The following is a 19052-nucleotide window of genomic DNA, read 5'->3' as shown; positions in this document are numbered from 1 at the left end:
CCGCTCCGGGGGCCATTGTCAGTCCCCTGCGGTAGCTTCCGAGGTGTGGGGCGCGAAGACGCGCCGCGCGAAAGGAACGGCCACAGGGGCGGGTGGACGATGAGCGACGGCACGGCGACGACGGACCTCGACAGCAGGCTGGAGAAACACCGGGTCGAGCTGACCGGGTACTGCTACCGGATGCTCGGCTCCTCCTTCGAGGCGGAGGACGCGGTGCAGGACACCATGGTCCGCGCCTGGCGGAACCACGAGAAGTTCGAAGGCCGCTCCAGCCTGCGTTCCTGGCTGTACCGGATCGCCACCAACGTCTGCCTGGACATGCTCTCCGCGGGCAACAAGCGGGCCAGACCGGTCGACCTGAGCGACCCCACCCCGCTCGCCCGGGCCACGCTCGCGCCCCGCCCGGACCACACCTGGCTGGAGCCCGTCCCCGACGCGCGCGTGCTGCCGGCGGTCACCGACCCGGCGGAGGCGGCGGTCGCCAAGGAGTCGGTACGGCTCGCCTTCATGGCCGCGCTCCAGCAACTCCCGCCCAAGCAGCGGGCGGTGCTCATCCTGCGCGAGGTGCTGGCCTGGCGGGCGAGCGAGGTCGCCGAGCTGCTCGGCACCTCGGTCGCGTCGGTCAACAGCGCGTTGCAGCGGGCCCGGGCGACCCTCGCCGAGCGGGCCGACCGGGCGGGCGGCGCGGAGGTCTCCGATCCGCTCGACGCGGAGCAGAAGAAGCTCCTGGACCGCTACGTGGCGGCCTTCGAGGGGTACGACATGGCGGCGCTGACGGCGCTGCTGCACGAGGACGCCGTCATGACGATGCCGCCGTTCGACCTCTGGCTGACCGGCCACGACGACATCGCGGGCTTCATGACGACGTTCGGCGCGGCCTGCGCGGGCTCGCGCCTGCTGCCGGTCCGGGTGAACGGGATGCCGGGCTTCGCCCAGTACAAGCCGGACCCGGAGGCGGGCGGTTTCGCGCCGTGGGCGGTCCAGGTGCTGGAGATCTCAGCGGGCCGGCTCACCGGGTTCCACTTCTTCCTGGACACCGAGCGCTGGTTCCCCCTGTTCGGGGTTCCGCTCCGTCTCGAAGCGGAGGCCGACCAGACGCAGGAGGGCGCTTAACTCGGGGCCGCACTCGCGGAGCCGGATCCGGCCGCCGGACCGCCGGGCGGCCAGTTCCAAGCGCGCCAGCAGATCGACGGTGGCGAGCCCCGGCGGTCCGGGCCCCGCGACCTCGACCAGCACCACCCGGGCCCCGGTCGACGCCAGCCGCGCCCGCACCGCGGCACAGAGCCCCGTCACCTCGGCCCGGGTGACGGGGCCGGCCGGCACGAGTACGGCGGGTGTCTTGGCGTCCACGACCGGTAGACCGGGCGGGCGGCCATAACTCATCGAGAGGGACACCTCTAGGTTTGCTGTATGCCGCACGGATCAGCACCGCCCTGGATACCCCGCGCCCGCTTCCGCGCCTCGGCCCCTTTCTCCGTCTCTGTCTCCGTCAAGGAGGCGCCGTGCAGGGGGTGTTGACCGGTTTCGCGGTGATCGGGGTCGTCATCGCCGTGGGCTGGCTGATCGGGTGGCGCGGTTCTCTCGGGGAGCACGGCCGGGACGTCCTGACGAAGCTCGCCTTCAACGTGGCGTCGCCGGCACTCCTCTTCACCACCCTCGCGCGGGCCGACCTGTCGGTGGTCTTCTCCAGCCGACTGCTGGTCACGGCGTTGAGCACGGGGGCGACGGCGGGCGTCTTCGTGGCGGTCGGCGTCGCCCGGCGCTGGGGCGTGGGCCGCACCACGATCGGCGCGCTCTGCTCCAGCTACGTCAACTCGGGCAACCTCGGCATCCCGATCGCGGTGTACGTCCTGGGCGACGGGTCGCTCGTGGCGCCGGTGCTGCTGTTCCAGCTCGTGGTGGTCACCCCCCTCGCGCTCACGGTCCTCGACCTGTCCGGCGAGGGCGGAAAGGGCCCGCTGTGGCTACGGCTGCTCACGACCCTGCGCAATCCGATCGCCGTCGGCTCGCTCGCCGGGGTCGTGGTGTCGGCGTCCGGCGTGCGGGTGCCGAGCCCGGTCATGGACCCGCTCACCCTGATCGGCAACATGTCGGTACCGGCGGTCCTGCTCGCCTTCGGCATCTCCCTGTGCGGCAGCACGCTGCCGGGCCGGGGCGCCGACCGTCACCCGGTCCTGCTCTCGGTGGCCCTGAAATCGGTGGGCCAGCCCGCGGTCGCCTGGGCCCTGGCGGCCGGCGTCTTCGGCCTGCACGGCGCCCTGCTCCTGGACGTCGTGGTCACCTCCGCCCTCCCCGCGGCCCAGAACCTCTTCACCTACGCCGCCCGCTACCGCACCGCCGAGTCCCTGGCCCGCGACTCGGTCCTTCTCTCGACGATCCTGTCGGTACCGGTACTGGTGGTGGTGGCCGCGGTGCTGGGGTGAGTCAGCCCTCGGGGAACTCGCCGGTGTCGAGGGCGAGATCGAAGAGAGCGGGCAGCTTGATCGTCTCGCCGAACTTGACCGTGCTCAGGACCTGGTAGACATCGCCCTTCGGCTCGCCGTAGAGAGTGACCGTCGGGTTTCCGGGTGCGTAGCGGTCGACGAGGAGGTAGAGCGGGATGCCCGCGGCGGCATAGGCGGCGGGTTTGCTGACCCGGTCGTCGCGGGCGTTGGACTTCGAGGTGACCTCGACGACGAGTTCGGCCAGGGCGCCTGGGATGTGGGTTTCCGCGTCGGCACACAGGGCGACCGGGGCCACCACGAGGTCCGGAACGAGCATGCCCAAACGGGACGGCACGGCGATAGCCATTGTTTGGTAGACCCCCCAGTCCTCGGAGATCACCGAGTACAGGCGGCGGTGGATACGTTCTGCGATCACGTTGTGACGGGCAGCAGGAGCAGGCGACACGGTGATGATCCCCTCAATGATCTCCACCTTGCTGCCCTCGGGCCACTTCATCTCCTCCCAGAACCGGACGAGGTCGTCCCAGCTCTGCTCGGGGTCGTGGCTCACGGTGAGTGCGCTCATGGCGGTTCTCCTATCGCTACGTCACCGATCCCAGCATGCCGAACGGGACCGGTGGCAGTCCACCGGTCCCGTTCGCCCGAATGAGGGAAACGCAGGTCAGGCGATACGTTCCAGCACCACCGGGGTGGCCGTGAAGGCGGTTCCCGCGGGGGCGACGTCGTAGGAGCCCTCGACCGCCTCCAGGGCGTACGGGAAGCGGTCCGGGGTGTCCGTGTGGAGGGTGAGGAGGGGCTGGCCGGCCGTCACCGTGTCGCCGGGCTTGGCGTGGAGTTCGACGCCGGCGCCGGCCTGAACCGGGTCCTCCTTGCGGGCGCGGCCGGCGCCGAGGCGCCAGGCGGCGATGCCGATGTCGTAGGCGTCGAGGCGGGTGAGGACGCCGGAGGCGGCGGCCGTCACGACGTGCTGTTCGCGGGCGACCGGCAGTTCGGCGTCCGGGTCGCCGCCCTGGGCCGCGATCATGCGGCGCCAGACGTCCATCGCCGAACCGTCGGCCAGGGCCTTCGCCGGGTCCGCGTCCTTGACGCCGGCCGCGTCGAGCATCTCGCGGGCCAGCGCGATGGTCAGCTCGACCACGTCGGCGGGGCCGCCGCCGGCCAACACCTCGACGGATTCCCGGACTTCGAGGGCGTTGCCGGCCGTGAGGCCCAGCGGGGTCGACATGTCCGTCAGGAGCGCGACGGTCCGCACGCCGTGGTCCGTGCCCAGGCCGACCATCGTCGACGCCAGCTCGCGGGCGTCCTCGATGGTCTTCATGAAGGCGCCCGTGCCCACCTTCACGTCCAGGACGAGGGAGCCGGTGCCCTCGGCGATCTTCTTGGACATGATCGAGGAGGCGATCAGGGGGATCGCCTCGACCGTGCCGGTGACGTCCCGCAGCGCGTACAGCTTCTTGTCGGCGGGGGCCAGGCCGTCGCCCGCCGCGCAGATCACCGCGCCGGTCGTGTCCAGGACGTGCAGCATCTCCTCGTTGGAGAGCAGCGCGCGCCAGCCGGGGATCGACTCCAGCTTGTCGAGGGTGCCGCCGGTGTGGCCGAGGCCGCGGCCCGACAGCTGCGGGACGGCGGCGCCGCACGCGGCCACCAGGGGCGCCAGCGGCAGCGTGATCTTGTCGCCGACGCCGCCCGTGGAGTGCTTGTCGGCGGTGGGGCGGGAGAGCGCCGAGAAGTCCATGCGCTCACCAGAGGCGATCATCGCGGCGGTCCAGCGGGCGATCTCGCCGCGGTTCATGCCGTTGAGCAGGATCGCCATGTTGAGGGCGGCCATCTGGTAGTCGGCCACCTCCCCGCGGGTGTAAGCGTCGATGACCCAGTCGATCTGCTCGTCGCTGAGTTCGCCGCGGTCCCGCTTGGTGCGGATGACGGAGATGGCGTCCATGGCCATGGCTTTCCTTCCGAACGTTCAGAAAATCGCGCGGCCCCTCTGAGTGGTACGGACAACTCAAAGGGGCCGTACGGGAGTTACTTGGTGAGATGGTCCGGTCCGAAGGCCTGCGGGAGCATCTCCGAGAGCGGCAGGACGCCCGCCGGTGTCTCCACCAGCAGCCCGGCGCCGCCGAACTCGTAGAGCAGCTGCCGGCAGCGGCCGCACGGGACGAGGATGTCGCCCTTGCCGTCGACGCAGGTGAAGTGCGTCAGCCGGCCGCCCCCGGTGCGCTGGAGGTGCGAGACGAGGCCGCACTCGGCGCACAGGCCGAGCCCGTAGGAGGCGTTCTCGACGTTGCAGCCGGTGACCGTGCGTCCGTCGTCGACCCGGGCGGCGACCCCGACGGGGTAGCCCGAGTACGGCGCGTACGCGTGGGCCATCGCCTCCCGCGCCTCGGCCCGCAGCTGGTCCCAGTCCACGGCCGGACCGGTGGCGGGCGGCGTCACGAGCCCTGCCCCTTCCGGTACGGCAGACCGTCCGCCTTCGGCATCCGCAGGTGCTGCGCGGAGAGCGAGAGCACCAGCAGGGTGACGATGTACGGGCTGGCGCCCACCAGTTGGGTGGGGACCTGGTCCGTGGTGGCGTACCAGACGAACATCAGGGCGGCGACGGCCGCGGTGACGGCGGCGGCGACGTACCGCTTCCTCCACGCGAGGTAGGCGACGCCGACGACGAGCAGGAAGCCGAGGAGCAGGATCAGCGCGTGCACGTTGGTCGCGCCGCCGCGCAGGTTGAGGCTGTCGGTGTAGCCGAACAGGCCCGCGCCGAGGGCGAGTCCGCCCGGCATCCAGTTACCGAAGATCATCGACGCGAGGCCGATGTAGCCGCGCCCGCCGGTCTGGCCGTCGAGGTAGACGTTGGACGCCACGATCGACAGGAACGCGCCGCCGAGGCCGGCGAAGCCGCCGGAGATGATCACCGCGATGTACTTGTACTTGTAGACGTTGACGCCGAGGGACTCGGCCGCCACCGGGTTCTCGCCGCAGGAGCGCAGCCGCAGCCCGAAGGCGGTGCGCCACAGCACCCACCAGGTGGCCGGTACGAGGGCCACCGCGATGACGGTGAGCGGCGACAGGTTGGTCACCAGACCGCCGACGAGTCCGGCGATGTCGGAGACGAGGAACCAGTGTTTCTGGTTGAGGGTGTCCAGCCAGCCGGAGAGTCCGGGGATGTCGAAGCTGCCGAGCGAGTCGATCGGCGGGGACTGCTTGGCGGAGCCCTCGGCGGTGTCGGCGAAGGTGAACTTCGACAGATAGCGGGTGACCCCCAGCGCCAGGATGTTGATGGCGACACCGGAGACGATGTGGTTGACGTTGAACGTCACGGTGGCGATGGCATGCAGGACGGCGCCGAGGCAGCCGCCGACGATGCCGAACACGACACCGGTCCACGGCCCCCACTGGTAGCCGGCCCAGGCGCCGAACCAGGTGCCGAGGATCATCATGCCTTCGAGGCCGATGTTGACGACGCCCGCCCGCTCGGCCCAGAGACCGCCGAGGCCGGCGAGACCGATCGGTACGGCGGCGCGCAGGGCCGTCGACATCTGCCCGGTGGACGTGATGCCGTCCGCCCCGGTGATCAGCCGGACGACCGAGGTGAGGATCAGGGCGCCCGCGATGATCAGCAGGAGCACGGGGAGCGAGACGCGGCGGCCGCCCCTGCCGGGCTGCTTCGCCTGCGGCTTGGCGATGGTCGCGGTGCTCATCGGGCCGCCACCTCCTTCTTCTCGGAGTTGTTGTGGGCCGCCGCGGCGAGTTCCTCGCCGACGCGCTTCTGCTGGCGGCGCAGGCCCCAGGTGCGGACCACCTCGTAGGAGATGACGACCGCGAAGACGATCAGGCCCTGCATGATCGTCGCGATCTCCTTCTCGTACGCCACCGGGGTCGCGTAGTCGAGGGCGGGCGATGCCTTGTCGAGGAAGGCCCAGAGCAGGGCGGCGAGGGCGATGCCGCCGGGGTTGTTGCGGCCGAGGAGGGCGATGCCGATGGCGGTGAAGCCGAGGCCCTCGGGGAAGGTGAGGCTGTAGGTGTGGCTGTCGCCGAGCAGCAGCGGCAGACCGGCGAGGCCGGCGACCCCGCCGGAGATCAGCATCGCGGTGAGCGTCATGCGCTTGGCGTCGACGCCGGAGGCCGCGGCGGCGGTCTCGGACTCGCCGGTGGCCCGCAGGTCGAAGCCGAAGCGGGTGCGGTTGAGGACCAGCCAGTACAGGATGCCCATGAGTACGGCGAGGAAGACGAGGCCGTAGATCTCGCCGGTGTCCGCGCCGAGGTCGATGCCCGGGATCCAGCCGGACTTCTTCATGATGCCGGTCGTCATGTTGTTGCCGACCTGCACGCCCCAGGTGTCGGTCTGGGTGAGGTAGAGGATCAGGCTGGTGGCGATCGCGTTGAGCATGATCGTCGCGACGACCTCGCTGACGCCCCGGGTGACCTTGAGGACACCGGCGATGCCGGCCCAGAAGGCGCCGGTGAGGACCGCGACCAGGAGCAGCAGCGGAATCTGGAGGACGGCGGGCAGCGCCACGTGCGCGCCGACCACGGCGGTCATCACGGCGCCGAGGCGGTACTGGCCGTCGACACCGATGTTGAACAGGTTCATCCGGAAGCCGAGGGCGACCGCCAGGGCGGCGATGTAGTACATCGACGCCTGGTTGAGGATCAGCACCTGGATGTCGGAGTACCCGATCTGCTGAAGCATCAGCTGATACGGCTCGATCGGGTTCTTGCCCGAGGCGAGCAGCACGACCGAGGTCAGCAGGATTGCCGCGACGAGTGCCATGACCGGGCCGGCCACGGCGAGGAGCAGCCGCTCCTTGTCGAACTTCTTCATCGGGCCTCGTCCTCCGGGGCGGTGTCGTCCGCGCGCTCCGCGGCGCGCTCTGCGACGTCTTCTTCCTCGACGTGCTCAAGGTGACCGGACGCGGCGCCGGTCATCGCCGAACCGAGCTCCTCCGGCGTGATGGTGGCCGGGTCCGCGTCGGCGACCAGCCTGCCGTTGTAGATCACCCGCAGGGTGTCGGAGAGGCCGATCAGCTCGTCCAGGTCGGCGGAGATCAGCAGCACGGCCAGGCCCTCGCGGCGGGCCTCGCGGATCTGGTCCCAGATCTGCGCCTGGGCGCCGACGTCCACACCGCGGGTGGGGTGGGCGGCGATCAGGAACTTCGGCCGGTGGCTCATCTCCCGGCCGACGATCAGCTTCTGCTGGTTGCCGCCGGAGAGGGAGGCGGCGGTGACGTCGATACCGGGGGTGCGGACGTCGTACTCCCGGACGATCCGGCGGGTGTCCTCCTGGGCGCCCTTCGGGTCGAGCCAGACGCCCTTGGCGTTGGGGCGCTCGGTGACGTGGCCGAGGATGCGGTTCTCCCACAGCGGGGCTTCCAGCAGGAGGCCGTGGCGGTGGCGGTCCTCTGGGATGTAGCCGATGCCGGCCTCGCGGCGCCTGCGGGTGGCCCAGGGGGTGATCTCCTCCTCGGCCAGCGCGATGGTGCCGGAGTCGGCACCCTTGAGGCCGATGAGCGCCTCGATCAGCTCGGTCTGGCCGTTGCCCTCGACGCCGGCGAGGCCCAGCACCTCGCCCGCGTGGATGGTGAAGGTGATGTCGTCGAGGACGGCCCGGCCGCCCTCGGCCTCCAGCCGCAGCTTGTCGACGGTGATCACCGGGCGGTCGGTGACGGTGGACTCCGCGGTCTCGGGGGTGGGCAGTTCGCTGCCGACCATCATCTCGGCGAGCTGCCGGGAGGTCGTCTCGGCGGGGACGGCGGTGCCGACCGTCGTACCGCGCCGGATGACGGTGATCTCGTCGGCGACCGACAGCACCTCGCCCAGCTTGTGCGAGATGAAGATGACCGCGAGGCCCTCGGACTTCAGCTCGCGCAGGTTGCTGAAGAGGGCGTCGACCTCCTGCGGCACGAGGACGGCGGTGGGTTCGTCCAGGATCAGGGTGCGGGCGCCGCGGTAGAGGACCTTGAGGATCTCCACGCGCTGGCGCTCGGCGACGCCGAGGTTCTCGACGAGGACGTCGGGGCGGACGTTCAGGCCGTAGCGGTCGGAGAGCTCCTTGATCTTCTTGCGGGCGCCGCCGCCGATGCCGTAGAGCTTCTCGCTGCCCAGGGCGACGTTCTCCAGGACGGTGAGGTTGTCGGCGAGCATGAAGTGCTGGTGGACCATTCCGATACCGCGGGCGATGGCGTCGGCGGGCGACGAGAAGGTGACCTGCTCGCCGTCGACGGCGATGGTGCCCTCGTCCGGCTTCTGCATGCCGTAGAGGATCTTCATCAGGGTCGACTTGCCGGCGCCGTTCTCGCCGACCAGGGCGTGCACGGTGCCTTTCCGGACACTGAGGTCGATGTCGTGGTTGGCGACGACACCGGGGAAGCGCTTGGTGATCCCGGCCAGCTCGACCGCGGTCGACTGTGCGGTGAGCGGAGGGCTGCTGGACGCGTCGATGGCGAACTCTCCTCGTGGAAAGGGGCCACTCTACGCGCGTAGCGCCCCTGCTTTACATAGTGCTCGAACCCGATCGGACTCGATCCGTTCCGAGCATTGTGCCGCGCGAACGGGGTGCGGCGAGCCATCCTCCCCACACCCCGTTCCGCCGCCGTGACGCCGCCGTTGCGGCGCCCTTTCGGCCAGGCTCCCCACCGGCCCGGAAGTCCTCCGGGCCCTACCGCGAGGTCAGGAGGTCTTGACCGTGATCGAGCCGTCCTTGATGCCGGCCTCGGCCTTCTTCAGCGCGGCCTGGAGGGCGGTGTTGTTCTTGAACGTCGGGTTGGAGTCGGCCAGGCCCACGCCACCGTTGCTCAGCGAGCCGCGGATCTCGCCGCTCAGCGGCTTCTTGTCCTTGAGGACGGACTGGGCGAGGTCGTACACCGCGCCCTCGACGTTCTTCAGCGCCGAGGTGAGGATGGACGCCTTGTACTTCGCCAGCGCCGACTGGCTGTACTGGTCGGAGTCCACGCCGATCGCCCACACCTTGTGCGCGGCGGCGGCCTTGATGACGCCCTGGCCGGAGAGGCCGGCGGCGGCGTAGACCACGTCGGCACCGCCCTCGATCTGGCCCTCGGCGGCGCTCTCGCCCTTGTCGGGGCTGGAGAAGCCGCCTTCGGCCGCGGTCTCGGTCAGGTACTGCGACTTGACCTTGACGCTCTTCTTGGTGTCCTTGACGCCCTGCTCGAAGCCGGCCTCGAACTTGTGGATCAGCGGGACGTCCACGCCGCCGACGAAGCCGACGGTGTTGGACTTCGTGGTCAGGGCGGCGGTGACGCCGGCCAGGTAGGAGGACTGCTCCTCGTGGAAGACCATGTCGGCGACGTTGTCGGCCGTGATGGTGTTGTCGTCGATGATGCCGAAGGTGATCTTCGGGAACTTCGCGGCGGCTTCCTTCACGGCGGGGGCGTAGGCGTAACCGACACCGACCACCGGGTTGTAGCCGGCCTTGGCGAGCGTCTCCAGGCGCTGGACCTTGTCCGCGTCCGACTCGCCGTCCTGCGGCTCGACGTCACGGCCGCTGACGCTGAACGCCTTCTCGGCCTTGGTGAAACCGGCGTACGCGGCGTCGTTGAAGGACTGGTCACCCTTGCCGCCGACGTCGTAAGCGAGACCAATACCCTTGGAAGAGCCGCCGCTGCCGCTGCTCGTGGACTCGCTCGACGAGCTGCCACAGGCGGAGACGGTTACGGCAAGAGCTGCGGTTGCAACGCCTGCAACCGCGATACGGGACACCCGGCGCATGGAACGACACTCCTTCGTGCAAGCGCCCAAGCCAGGCGCTGGTTCCGCCGCAGCGTAACGCGCGTAGACCAGACGGAAAACCCCTTCTGTCCGGTCCGTTACCGAGATGTGGCCGCAGCCCGGGCGCAGCGCACGGAGAGCGACACACCCCTTGCGGCGGGCAAGGCATTGAGGTCGGATTCCACCGGATTCCGCCGATTTCCCGTCGTCCGCCTCGCGGGTGGGCCGCGCGGTCCGCACCGGTCTCCGCAGCGAGCCGCCGCACCGCGAGCCGCCCCACCGCAAGGCGCCGGGGCGCCCACCCGGCGGAACCAGGTGGGCGCCCCGGCGACAGAGCGGCGGGCGGGCCGAGCGGACGTGCGAGCGGGTGCCCGAGAGGGCCACGGGCCGTACGGCCGCCGGGGACGGGTCCTCGTCGGCCCGGCGGGCGGCGGGACCAGGGCCCGGGGCCCGGGGGCCGCTGGGCTACTTCGTGTTGACGGTGATCTTGCCGGCCACGATGTCCTGCTTCGCCTTGTCCACCGCGGCGACGGCGGCGGTCATGGCCTGGTACTTCGGGTTGGAGTCGGCGAAGCCGACGCCGTCGTTGTCGAGGCCGTAGCGGACCGTGCCGGTCTTGGGGTCGCCGTTGTAGACCGACTTGACCAGGTCGTACACGGCACCGCCGACGTTCTTCAGCGCCGAGCCGAGGATGACGTCCTTGTATTTGGCGAGCGCCGACTGCTTGTACTGGTCGGAGTCCACCCCGATGGCCCACACCTTCTTGGCGGAGGCCTCGGAGATCACGCCCTGGCCGGAGAGGCCGGCGGCGGCGTAGAGGACGTCCGCGCCGGCGTCGATCTGGCCGCTTGCTGCGTCCCTGCCCTTGTCGGGGCTCGCGAATCCGCCCTCCGCGGGAGTCTGCGTCAGGTACTGCGACTCGATCTTGATGCCCGGCTTGACGGACTTGGCGCCCTGGTCGAAGCCGGCCTCGAACTTGTGGATCAGCGGTACGTCGACGCCGCCGATGAAGCCGATGTGGTTCTTCTTGGTCGCCTTGGCGGCGGCCACGCCGGCCAGGTACGAGGACTGCTCCTCGTGGAAGACGAGGTCGGCCACGTTGTCGGCCTTGATCGTCTCGTCGTCGATGATGCCGAAGGTGATCTTCGGGAACTTCGCGGCGGCCTCCTTGACGGCGGGCGCGTAGGCGAAGCCGACACCGATCACGGGGTTGTAGCCGGCCTGGGCGAGCTGTTCGAGGCGCTGCACCTTGTCGGCGTCGGACTCGTTGTCCTGGGGCTCGATGTCCCGGCCGCTGAGCTTGAACTCCTTCTCGGCCTTCTGCAGACCGGCGTAGGCGGCGTCGTTGAAGGACTGGTCGCCCTTGCCGCCGACGTCGTAGGCGAGGCCGATGCCCTTGCCGCTGTACGAGCCGGAGGAGGACGACGAGCTGTCACTCGTGCCCGCGTCCTTGCTGGAGCCGCCGCAGGCGGTGGCCGCGAGGGCGATGACCGTGACGGCCACCGCGGCTTGGGAGAATCCGATTCTCCGAGAGGTCTGACGCACAGCAAGCACCCTTCGTCCCCACGGCACCGTCGCCGGCCCGCTTCCCCATTGCGCCGATTCTGGTGGCGATTCCGGCGCACAGTAACGCGCGTAGAAGAGGAGGGGAACGGGGTTTCTCCGGGCCGTTATCGATTCGTGCCGACAGGCGGTTACATTCACCCGCCGCCGGTTACGGACGGGTGACACAAGCGGACAGAGGGGTGCCGATCAGGACACCCCCGTCTCCGTCGTTCTCAGTGTGCGCCATCGATCAGCGCGGCGGCGGTGAACAGCTCCACTCCGACGGTGATGGCGTACTCGTCCGCGTCGAAGTCACCCTGGTGCAGATCGCGCACGGTGCGCTCGCCCGGGGTGCGGACCCCGAGGCGGGCCATGGCGCCCGGCACGTGCTCCAGGTACCAGGAGAAGTCCTCGCCGCCGAGGCTCTGCTCGGTGTCCTCGACGGAGTGCGTGCCGCGCCGGGCGACCATGGCGTCCCGCAGCAGCTCGGTGATGACCGGGTCGTTGACGACGGGCGGCACCCCGCGCACGTAGTTGATCTCGGTCTTGGCCCGGTACAGGGCCGCGATCTCGTCGATCGCCGCGTGTACCACGTCGGGCGCCCGGCGCCACGCGTCGAGGTCCAGGCAGCGCACGGTCCCGGACAGCTCGGCGTGTTGCGGGATGACGTTCGGGGCGTGCCCGGACTCGATCCGGCCCCAGGTCACCGAGACCGCGCTACGGGCGTCCATGCGCCGGGCGACGAGGCTGGGCACCTCGGTCGCCACCCGGGCGGCGGCGATCACCAGGTCGGTGGTCAGGTGCGGGCGGGCGGTGTGGCCGCCGGGCCCGTCCAGGGCGATCTCCAGCCGGTCGCAGGCGGAGGTGATGGGCCCCTTGCGCAGGCCGATGTGCCCGGCGTCGACCCGGGGGTCGCAGTGCACGGCGATGATCCGCCCCACCCCGTCGAGCACCCCGCACTCGATGCCGTCGGCGGCGCCGCCGGGCAGCACCTCCTCGGCGGGCTGGAAGATCAGCCGCACCGGCCGGGGCAGCAGACCGCGCTCGTGCAGCGCGGCGAGCACGAGGCCGGCGCCCAGGACCACGGTGGTGTGGACGTCGTGTCCGCAGGCGTGGGCCCGGCCGGGCACGGTGGAGCGGTACGCGCACTCGCTCTTGGTGTCCGGGATGGGCAGGGCGTCGATGTCGGCGCGCAGGGCGAGCATCGAGGCCGCGCCCCCGTCCCACTCCCCGCCCTCGGTGCCGATGTCACAGACGAGCCCGGTGCCCACGGCGAGGACACGCGGCTTGAGGCCGGCCTGCTCCAGCCGTGCCTTGATCGCGGCGGTGGTGCGGAACTCCTGGTTGCCGAGTTCCGGGTGCATGTGCAGGTCCCGCCGGAAGGCGACGAGTTCGGCGCGCAGGGCCTCGGGCAGCGCGCCGGGGAGCACAGCTTCACCGGAAGGATCGACCACGGACTCTGGGGACATCAATTGCTTCACCCTCTGAAGGGTAGGGCGCCCGGGTGGTCAACTGACCCTCGATCAACAAAAGTTCAACCCGTTAGGCGAAGAAAAACTGACCGCCGGTCGCATAGGTCACTGCTCGGATGGGTAAACCTTTCGCTTCTCCACGGATACCACGCCTCACCGAAGTCACGCTTGAGCGGTCCATCCACCGGAACACACCGTGCGCGAACGGTGACCGGACGGTGACGTCCCGCGGTGCCGGCGGACGCCGATAGGGTGCGCCGACGTGACCGATCCGAAGCAGGACTTCATAGCGGGCGCCCGTTCCTCGTACGACGTGATCGCCGCGGACTACGCCGCCCTCCACCCCGACAGCCTCGAACACACGCACCTGGACCTGGCCCTGCTGGCCGCCTTCGCCGAGCTGGTCCGGGCGACCGGCCCGGCGCCCGTGGCCGACGTGGGGAGCGGCCCCGGGTACGTGACCGCGCGCCTGCGCGACCTGGGGCTGCCGGTCTTCGGGATCGACGTCTCGCCGCGCATGGTGGCGCTGGCGCGCGAGGCGCATCCGGGGCTGCGGTTCGAGAAGGGCACGATGACCGCCCTCGACGTGCCGGACGGGTCGCTGGGCGGGGTCGTCGCCCTCTACTCGACGATCCACGTCCCCGACGACCGACTGCCGGGCGTCCTCGCCGAGTTCCACCGGGTCCTGGTGCCGGGCGGTCACGTCATGCTGGGCTTCACGGCGGGCCGCTTCCCCGAGCGGCCCGACCATATGCACCTGGCCGAGCGCTTCGGCCACGAGATCGCGCTCGACTACTACTTCCGCCACCCCGACCAGGTGGTGGCGCTGCTCCCCGGGGCCGGGCTCGACCTGTACGCGCGCGTGCTGCGCGAGCCGGAGGGCGAGGAGAAGCGGCCCCGGGCCTTCGTGCTGGCCCGGAAGCCGCTCGCCGAGGACTGAGTCCCCGCGAGACCGGGCCGGCGGGACCGGTCCGGGCGGACCGCACCGGACGCGGGCGGCCCGTCGGCGCCGCTACGCCACGATCACCGCCGACAGCCGGTGCACGTCCCGGGCCGTCCCCGTGACGCCCGAGAGGAACCCCTGGGCGCGTGGGGACGCGCTCTCGGTCAGCCAGGCGGGGTCGATGTCGCAGACCGCGACGCGGACGTCGGTGCCGGCCAGGGCGAGGGGCAGGGTGTGGACGACGGTGGAGGGGAAGCTGAGGATCGTACGGCCGATGGGGCCCCGGCGGGCGATCAGCTCCAGGGGGAGGTCGGGGCGGACGATCTCCAGGTCGGTCTCGACGGCGAGGCGGTGCAGCTTCTCGGTGCTCTCGCGCCGGTGGGCGAAGTAGCGTGTCGCGCCGTGCGTCCTGGCGAGGCCGCGTACCGCCTCCAGGTAGCTGTCGCCGTCGACCACCCCGGTCTCGACCAGGGAGGTGCCGACCATGTCGGCCCCCTTGGTGATGCGGGGCGGGCCGAAGCGGGCGCGGGTCCAGGCGAAGTCGTTGGCGGTGACCGTGACGCCGTCCGGTGCCCGGTCGATCGGCATGGAGGAGAAGATCTCCACCGAGCGGCGGGCGCTGGGGGTGAGCCGGCGCCGGGCCGAGGAGGAGACCGGCGCGAAGACCAGGTCCCGGGGTCCCGGCCGGCCGCCCTTGCGGTGCCAGCGCACCAGGCGTTCGCCGCCGGCGAGCTGGGCGACGAACTCCATCGTCGCGGTGCCGTCGTCGACCACCACCAGCTCACGCGCCTTGGTGATGGTCAGCAGCAGCTGTACGTACCGGGAGAACGGGTCGCCCATCACCACCCGTCGCGCCCGGCGCAGCAGCGGCGTGAGGCCGCCGATCGTCTGGAAGGGGGCCGCGGGTCCGCCGCGCGCCTCCTCCCAGCGCACCTGGTGCCCCTCGTCGCGGGCCAGGTCGGCCATGCGGCGCAGCTGGCCCCGGGTCATGGGGTCGGTCGGGGACAGGACGACGAGCGTGAGCCCCCCGCCGGGTGCTTCCTGGGCGCGCGGCGCGTGCGCGTGCGCCCACTCCAGTACGTTCAGCAGCTGTACCGGGCTCTCCACGAAGGCGAGCGCGGGGGAGGTGGGGCCGGGGGTGCCGGCGTGGGGGCTCATCGTCGTACGACCGTCCCGTAAGAGGTTCAAGCTCAGACCGCGACGGGCTCGCCGGCGGCGGCGGCGATCTCCGCCTCGGCGACCACGCCGGTGACGCGGCGCAGCTTCTTCATGGGGCCGAGCTCCGACTCGTAGACCTTCTTGACGCCGTCGCCGAGGGAGGCCTCGATGGTGCGGATGTCGCGGACGAGGCGCTGGAGGCCCTGCGGCTCCACCGACGCGGCCTGGTCCGAGCCCCACATGGCGCGGTCGAGGGTGATGTGCCGCTCGACGAAGGCGGCGCCGAGGGCGACCGCGGCGAGGGTGGTCTGGAGGCCCGTCTCGTGGCCGGAGTAGCCGATCGGGACGTTGGGGTACTCCGCCTGGAGGGTGTTGATGACGCGGAGGTTGAGCTCCTCGGCCTGCGCCGGGTACGTCGAGGTGGCGTGGCACATGAGGATGTTCTCCGAGCCGAGGACCTCGACCGCGTGGCGGATCTGCTTCGGGGTCGACATGCCGGTGGAGAGGATGACCGTACGGCCGGTGGCGCGCAGGGAGCGCAGCAGTTCGTCGTCGGTCAGGGAGGCGGAGGCCACCTTGTGGGCCGGCACGTCGAACTTCTCCAGGAACGCGACGGCCTCGGTGTCCCACGGGGAGGCGAACCAGTCGATGTTCTTGCTCTTGGCGTACTCGTCGATCTGGCGGTACTCGTCCTCGCCGAACTCCACGCGGTGGCGGTAGTCGATGTAGGTCATCCGGCCCCAGGGGGTGTCGCGCTCGATGTCCCACTGGTCGCGCGGGGTGCAGATCTCCGGGGTGCGCTTCTGGAACTTGACGGCGTCGCAGCCGGCTTCGGCGGCGGCGTCGATCAGCTTGAAGGCGTTCTCCAGCTCGCCGTTGTGGTTGATGCCGATCTCACCGACGACGTAGACGGGGTGGCCGGGTCCTGCGGTCTTCGAACCGAACGTGCGCAGACGGGAGTTGGTGCTCATGGCAGCGGGTTTCCTTACTTGGTGAGGGAATCGAGAGAGGGGCCGAGGATCCAGCTGGCGATCTCCCGGACGGCGCCGTCGCCACCGGGCACGGTGGTGACCGCGCGTGCGGCGCCGCGTACGACGTCGTGGGCGCTCGCGACCGCCACGGGCCAGCCCACGAGGGCGAAGCACGGGAGGTCGTTGACGTCGTTGCCGACGTAGAGCACGCGCTCCGGCGCGATGCCCTGCTCCTCGCACCACTGCTTGAGTGCGAGGTCCTTGCGGTCGATGCCGTGCAGGACCGGGAGGTGGAGCTTCCGGGCCCGGGCGGCGACGACCGGGTTCTGCTCCGTGGACAGGATCAGCATCTTCAGGCCGCTCTTGCGCAGCGCTGCGATGCCGAGCCCGTCTCCGCGGTGCACGGAGACGAACTCCCGTCCGTCGGAGTCGATCAGCACCCTGTCGTCGGTCTGGGTGCCGTCGAAGTCGAGGACGACCGCGTCGATGTCGTCGGCGGTCGGAAGCGAACCGGGGCGGTCCGCGTCGAAGAGGGGGGCCAGCGCCCGGGCCCGGGCCAGCTCGTGCGGGTCGTCGATCTCCAGCACGCGGGCGGGGTCGGTGCGGACGAGTTCGGTGCGGCCGAAGAAGCGGTGGCGCGCGGTGCGGAAGCCGGCCGCGTCCATGCCGTAGACGGCGCCGGTCTCCAGGTAGTCCTGCGGGCGGTCCTGGCGGCGCGGGCGGAAGGACTTGTCGTGGTTGACGCCGTAACCGCCGCTCGGTGCGGCGGAGTTGGCGGGTTCGGCGCCCCCGTCCGGGTCCCCGTCCGCTGCCGTGTCGGCGTCGCGCCACACGAAGCCGTGGAACGGCGCCACGGTGTGCGCGGTGTCGGCGCCGCCCCGCACGATCGCGTCCACGATGCCGTCGACGTCCTCGCGGACGATGAAGGGGCTCGTGCACTGCACCAGCAGGACGACGTCGACGGGGGCGCCGTGCAGCGCCTGGTGGGCGTCCATGGCGTGCAGCACGGCCGCCTCGGAGGTCGCGGTGTCGCCGGCGATGGCGGCGGGCCGCAGCACGATCTCGGCGCCGGCCTGGCGGGCGGCGGCGGCGATGGCCTGGTCGTCGGTGGAGACGACCACGTCGGTCACCAGCCGGCTGGCCCGGCACTCGCGGACGGCGCGGGCGACCAGCGGGACGCCGCCGACCGGGGCCAGGTTCTTCGCGGGCACGCCCTTGGAGCCGCCGCGCGCGGGGATCACGGCGAGCACCCGGCGCACCGAAGCGCCTGGGTCCGCTTCCGGGTTGGACATGGGCTCTACTCCTTGAGCGGGAATCCGGGTGGTCACAGCTCCCCCATCCGGCGGATCACGGGCGCCACGCGCTGCACGCCGTGGCGGTAGGCGCCGCGCGCGGCGCGGCGCACGATCTGCCGGACCGGGCCCGGCTCCCGGTCGGCGGCGGGGGCGCCCGGCAGCAGGGCGCCGTCCGGGCCGAGGTGGTGGCGGGCGAGGATGCCGGGCAGATAGCCGGGGGCGGTCTCGGGGGTGTAGTAGGGGGTCAGCGCGGGCATCGCGGGGGCGGCCAGCAGTGTGGCGATGCGCTCGCGGGCGGCGTCGAAGGCGTGCTCGTAGGTGTCTCCCCCGGCGGCGACGCCCTGCCGGGCCACCCACTCCTCGTCGGGCACCGGCCGGTGTCCGGCGTCGAGCTGCTCCCAGGAGGCGAGGCAGCCGGAGCCCACGAAGTGGTGGTTGCCGAGCACTTCGCGCACCCCGAGGTCGCTGAGCACGACGGTGGGGATACGGCGGTGCAGCGACTCCAGGGCGGCGGTGGAGCTGACGGTGACCAGCAGGTCGGTGCGGTCGAGCACCTCGCCCATGTGCCCGTAGACCAGGCGGAAGTTGGCGGGCAGCTCCCTGCCCTGGACCAGCTTCTGGTAGGGCAACTCCTCGATGTGCGTGGTGTGTTCACCGGGCTTCGAGCGGAGCTTGAGCAGCACCTCGCGGTCCGGGTGCAGCCGGGCGTGCCCGATCAGCCGGTCCAGCAGGTACGTACGGTCCCGGCGGTTGTCGGGGACCGAGGGCTGGGCGGCGAAGACCACCGTGTACGGGTCGTGGTCGCCGGTGTGGGCGGCGCCGCCGAGGAAGGGCAGCGCGACCTCGGTGACGGCCGAGGAGTCGGCGCCGACCCCGTCGTAGACGGCGCGGAAACGGTCCGCGTCCTGGCGGGAGTTGGCGAGGACGAGGTCCGCGCCGTGCCGCAGCAGCAGGCCGTCGGCGAGCTTCTCGTAGACGACGCCGACATAGCCGGTGACGACGACGGGCCGCTCGTCGCGCCCCTCCCACACCCGCGCCAGGCCGTGCAGCATCGCCTGCACGCCGCCGCCGACGAGGGAGAGCACGAGCAGGTCGTACGGCTCCTCGGCCATGGCGCGCAGGAACTCGGCCGCGGTCACCTCGCGCAGGGCGTCGGCCTGGACGCCGACCTCCTGGAGCTGACGGGCGGTGGGGGTGGCACGGCCGCGCAGAAGGTAGCCGTCGAGGCGGATGTCCGAATGCTCCGGTGAAATGCGGTTCGCGGTGAGCGAGCCCCATTTCCACCGGGTGTCGGAATCCGCGAGAACGGCGACTCGCAGGGTCTTCGTTGCACTTACTGGCACACCGAAGACGCTAGGAAGCGATTCCGAGGTGCGGCCCAACCCGAATACAACAGATGGTTAACAGCAGATCTCCGAACGGGGAATCCGTGCCGGATCGGCCCTCAAATAAGCCCGGTTCACAGCTTCGCCACGTGGCGTTCACCCGTCATCAAGGTAACGGTAAAG

Annotated in this window: 17 protein-coding genes; 3 read left to right on the top strand and 14 right to left on the bottom strand. The window is 71.0% G+C overall.

Annotated elements, in window-relative coordinates:
* The first annotated feature begins 99 nt into the window (after positions 1–99).
* Positions 100–1113: a sigma-70 family RNA polymerase sigma factor gene (locus ABZT12_RS07075; RefSeq protein ID WP_356378561.1), complete on the top strand. Its 1014-nt coding sequence runs from the start codon at positions 100–102 to the stop codon at positions 1111–1113.
* Here the strand turns inward: ABZT12_RS07075 and ABZT12_RS07070 are convergent.
* A complete protein-coding gene (locus tag ABZT12_RS07070) occupies positions 997–1383 on the bottom strand; it encodes an STAS domain-containing protein (RefSeq protein ID WP_356378559.1) in 387 nt (128 codons plus the stop codon). The two genes, ABZT12_RS07075 and ABZT12_RS07070, sit on opposite strands and share 117 nt — an antisense overlap.
* Before the next feature lie 119 nt (positions 1384–1502).
* On the opposite strand from ABZT12_RS07070, the gene ABZT12_RS07065 reads away from it, so the two are divergent.
* Positions 1503–2423 carry an AEC family transporter gene (locus tag ABZT12_RS07065; protein ID WP_356378556.1) on the top strand — a complete coding sequence of 307 codons (921 nt, stop codon included), beginning with the start codon at positions 1503–1505 and terminating at the stop codon, positions 2421–2423.
* 1 nt (position 2424) lies between these two features.
* Here ABZT12_RS07065 and ABZT12_RS07060 read toward each other — a convergent pair whose 3' ends face one another.
* The 9 genes from ABZT12_RS07060 to ABZT12_RS07020 form a co-directional block, all read right to left on the bottom strand.
* Positions 2425–3009: a Uma2 family endonuclease gene (locus ABZT12_RS07060; RefSeq protein ID WP_356378553.1), complete on the bottom strand. Its 585-nt coding sequence runs from the start codon at positions 3007–3009 to the stop codon at positions 2425–2427.
* A 96-nt stretch (positions 3010–3105) separates the two neighbouring features.
* Positions 3106–4389 carry a thymidine phosphorylase gene (locus ABZT12_RS07055; RefSeq protein WP_356378550.1) on the bottom strand — a complete coding sequence of 428 codons (1284 nt, stop codon included), beginning with the start codon at positions 4387–4389 and terminating at the stop codon, positions 3106–3108.
* Between the two features lie 77 nt (positions 4390–4466).
* Complete coding sequence (locus ABZT12_RS07050) at positions 4467–4877, bottom strand: cytidine deaminase (RefSeq protein ID WP_356378547.1); 411 nt, start codon at positions 4875–4877, stop codon at positions 4467–4469.
* A complete protein-coding gene (locus ABZT12_RS07045) occupies positions 4874–6136 on the bottom strand; it encodes an ABC transporter permease (RefSeq protein WP_356378544.1) in 1263 nt (420 codons plus the stop codon). Before ABZT12_RS07045 ends, ABZT12_RS07050 begins: the two co-directional genes overlap by 4 nt.
* A complete protein-coding gene (locus tag ABZT12_RS07040; RefSeq protein ID WP_356378540.1) occupies positions 6133–7260 on the bottom strand; it encodes an ABC transporter permease in 1128 nt (375 codons plus the stop codon). The genes ABZT12_RS07045 and ABZT12_RS07040 overlap by 4 nt, the downstream gene beginning before the upstream one ends.
* A complete protein-coding gene (locus ABZT12_RS07035) occupies positions 7257–8876 on the bottom strand; it encodes an ABC transporter ATP-binding protein (protein ID WP_356379033.1) in 1620 nt (539 codons plus the stop codon). Before ABZT12_RS07035 ends, ABZT12_RS07040 begins: the two co-directional genes overlap by 4 nt.
* A gap of 228 nt (positions 8877–9104) precedes the next feature.
* Complete coding sequence (locus tag ABZT12_RS07030; protein ID WP_356378537.1) at positions 9105–10160, bottom strand: BMP family ABC transporter substrate-binding protein; 1056 nt, start codon at positions 10158–10160, stop codon at positions 9105–9107.
* 465 nt (positions 10161–10625) lie between these two features.
* Complete coding sequence (locus tag ABZT12_RS07025) at positions 10626–11663, bottom strand: BMP family ABC transporter substrate-binding protein (protein WP_356378534.1); 1038 nt, start codon at positions 11661–11663, stop codon at positions 10626–10628.
* Positions 11664–11938: 275 nt separating this feature from the next.
* Positions 11939–13174, bottom strand: coding sequence for a M20 family metallopeptidase (locus ABZT12_RS07020; RefSeq protein ID WP_356378532.1), 1236 nt, complete (start codon positions 13172–13174; stop codon positions 11939–11941).
* A 265-nt stretch (positions 13175–13439) separates the two neighbouring features.
* On the opposite strand from ABZT12_RS07020, the gene ABZT12_RS07015 reads away from it, so the two are divergent.
* Positions 13440–14117, top strand: a complete 678-nt coding sequence (locus tag ABZT12_RS07015) for a class I SAM-dependent methyltransferase (protein ID WP_356378529.1) — start codon at positions 13440–13442, stop codon at positions 14115–14117.
* Between the two features lie 72 nt (positions 14118–14189).
* Here the strand turns inward: ABZT12_RS07015 and ABZT12_RS07010 are convergent, their stop codons facing one another.
* The 4 genes from ABZT12_RS07010 to ABZT12_RS06995 are packed head-to-tail and all read right to left on the bottom strand — an operon-like array spanning position 14190 to position 18887.
* Positions 14190–15278 carry a hypothetical protein gene (locus ABZT12_RS07010; protein ID WP_356378526.1) on the bottom strand — a complete coding sequence of 363 codons (1089 nt, stop codon included), beginning with the start codon at positions 15276–15278 and terminating at the stop codon, positions 14190–14192.
* A gap of 32 nt (positions 15279–15310) precedes the next feature.
* Positions 15311–16249: an N-acetylneuraminate synthase family protein gene (locus ABZT12_RS07005; RefSeq protein ID WP_356378524.1), complete on the bottom strand. Its 939-nt coding sequence runs from the start codon at positions 16247–16249 to the stop codon at positions 15311–15313.
* 14 nt (positions 16250–16263) lie between these two features.
* A complete protein-coding gene (locus ABZT12_RS07000; RefSeq protein ID WP_356378521.1) occupies positions 16264–17541 on the bottom strand; it encodes an N-acylneuraminate cytidylyltransferase in 1278 nt (425 codons plus the stop codon).
* Positions 17542–17573: 32 nt separating this feature from the next.
* The gene (locus ABZT12_RS06995; protein ID WP_356378518.1) at positions 17574–18887 is read right to left on the bottom strand and encodes a DUF6716 putative glycosyltransferase; all 1314 of its coding nucleotides are present in this window, start codon (positions 18885–18887) and stop codon (positions 17574–17576) included.
* Positions 18888–19052 lie beyond the last annotated feature (165 nt).

The sequence above is a fragment of the Streptomyces sp. NPDC005423 genome (assembly GCF_040606415.1).
Taxonomy (GTDB): Bacteria; Actinomycetota; Actinomycetes; order Streptomycetales; family Streptomycetaceae; genus Streptomyces.
This window is presented reverse-complemented; position numbering and strand designations above follow the sequence as displayed.

Excerpts from the sequence above, each read along its gene's own strand:
- ABZT12_RS07045 (WP_356378544.1), bottom strand. The coding sequence starts at position 6,136 with ATGAGCACCGCGACCATCGCCAAGCCGCAGGCGAAGCAGCCCGGCAGG.
- ABZT12_RS07040 (WP_356378540.1), bottom strand. The coding sequence starts at position 7,260 with ATGAAGAAGTTCGACAAGGAGCGGCTGCTCCTCGCCGTGGCCGGCCCG.
- ABZT12_RS07020 (WP_356378532.1), bottom strand. The coding sequence starts at position 13,174 with ATGTCCCCAGAGTCCGTGGTCGATCCTTCCGGTGAAGCTGTGCTCCCC.
- ABZT12_RS07075 (WP_356378561.1), top strand. The coding sequence starts at position 100 with ATGAGCGACGGCACGGCGACGACGGACCTCGACAGCAGGCTGGAGAAA.
- ABZT12_RS07005 (WP_356378524.1), bottom strand. The coding sequence starts at position 16,249 with ATGAGCACCAACTCCCGTCTGCGCACGTTCGGTTCGAAGACCGCAGGA.
- ABZT12_RS07030 (WP_356378537.1), bottom strand. The coding sequence starts at position 10,160 with ATGCGCCGGGTGTCCCGTATCGCGGTTGCAGGCGTTGCAACCGCAGCT.
- ABZT12_RS07070 (WP_356378559.1), bottom strand. The coding sequence starts at position 1,383 with ATGAGTTATGGCCGCCCGCCCGGTCTACCGGTCGTGGACGCCAAGACA.
- ABZT12_RS07000 (WP_356378521.1), bottom strand. The coding sequence starts at position 17,541 with ATGTCCAACCCGGAAGCGGACCCAGGCGCTTCGGTGCGCCGGGTGCTC.
- ABZT12_RS07060 (WP_356378553.1), bottom strand. The coding sequence starts at position 3,009 with ATGAGCGCACTCACCGTGAGCCACGACCCCGAGCAGAGCTGGGACGAC.
- ABZT12_RS07010 (WP_356378526.1), bottom strand. The coding sequence starts at position 15,278 with ATGAGCCCCCACGCCGGCACCCCCGGCCCCACCTCCCCCGCGCTCGCC.
- ABZT12_RS07055 (WP_356378550.1), bottom strand. The coding sequence starts at position 4,389 with ATGGCCATGGACGCCATCTCCGTCATCCGCACCAAGCGGGACCGCGGC.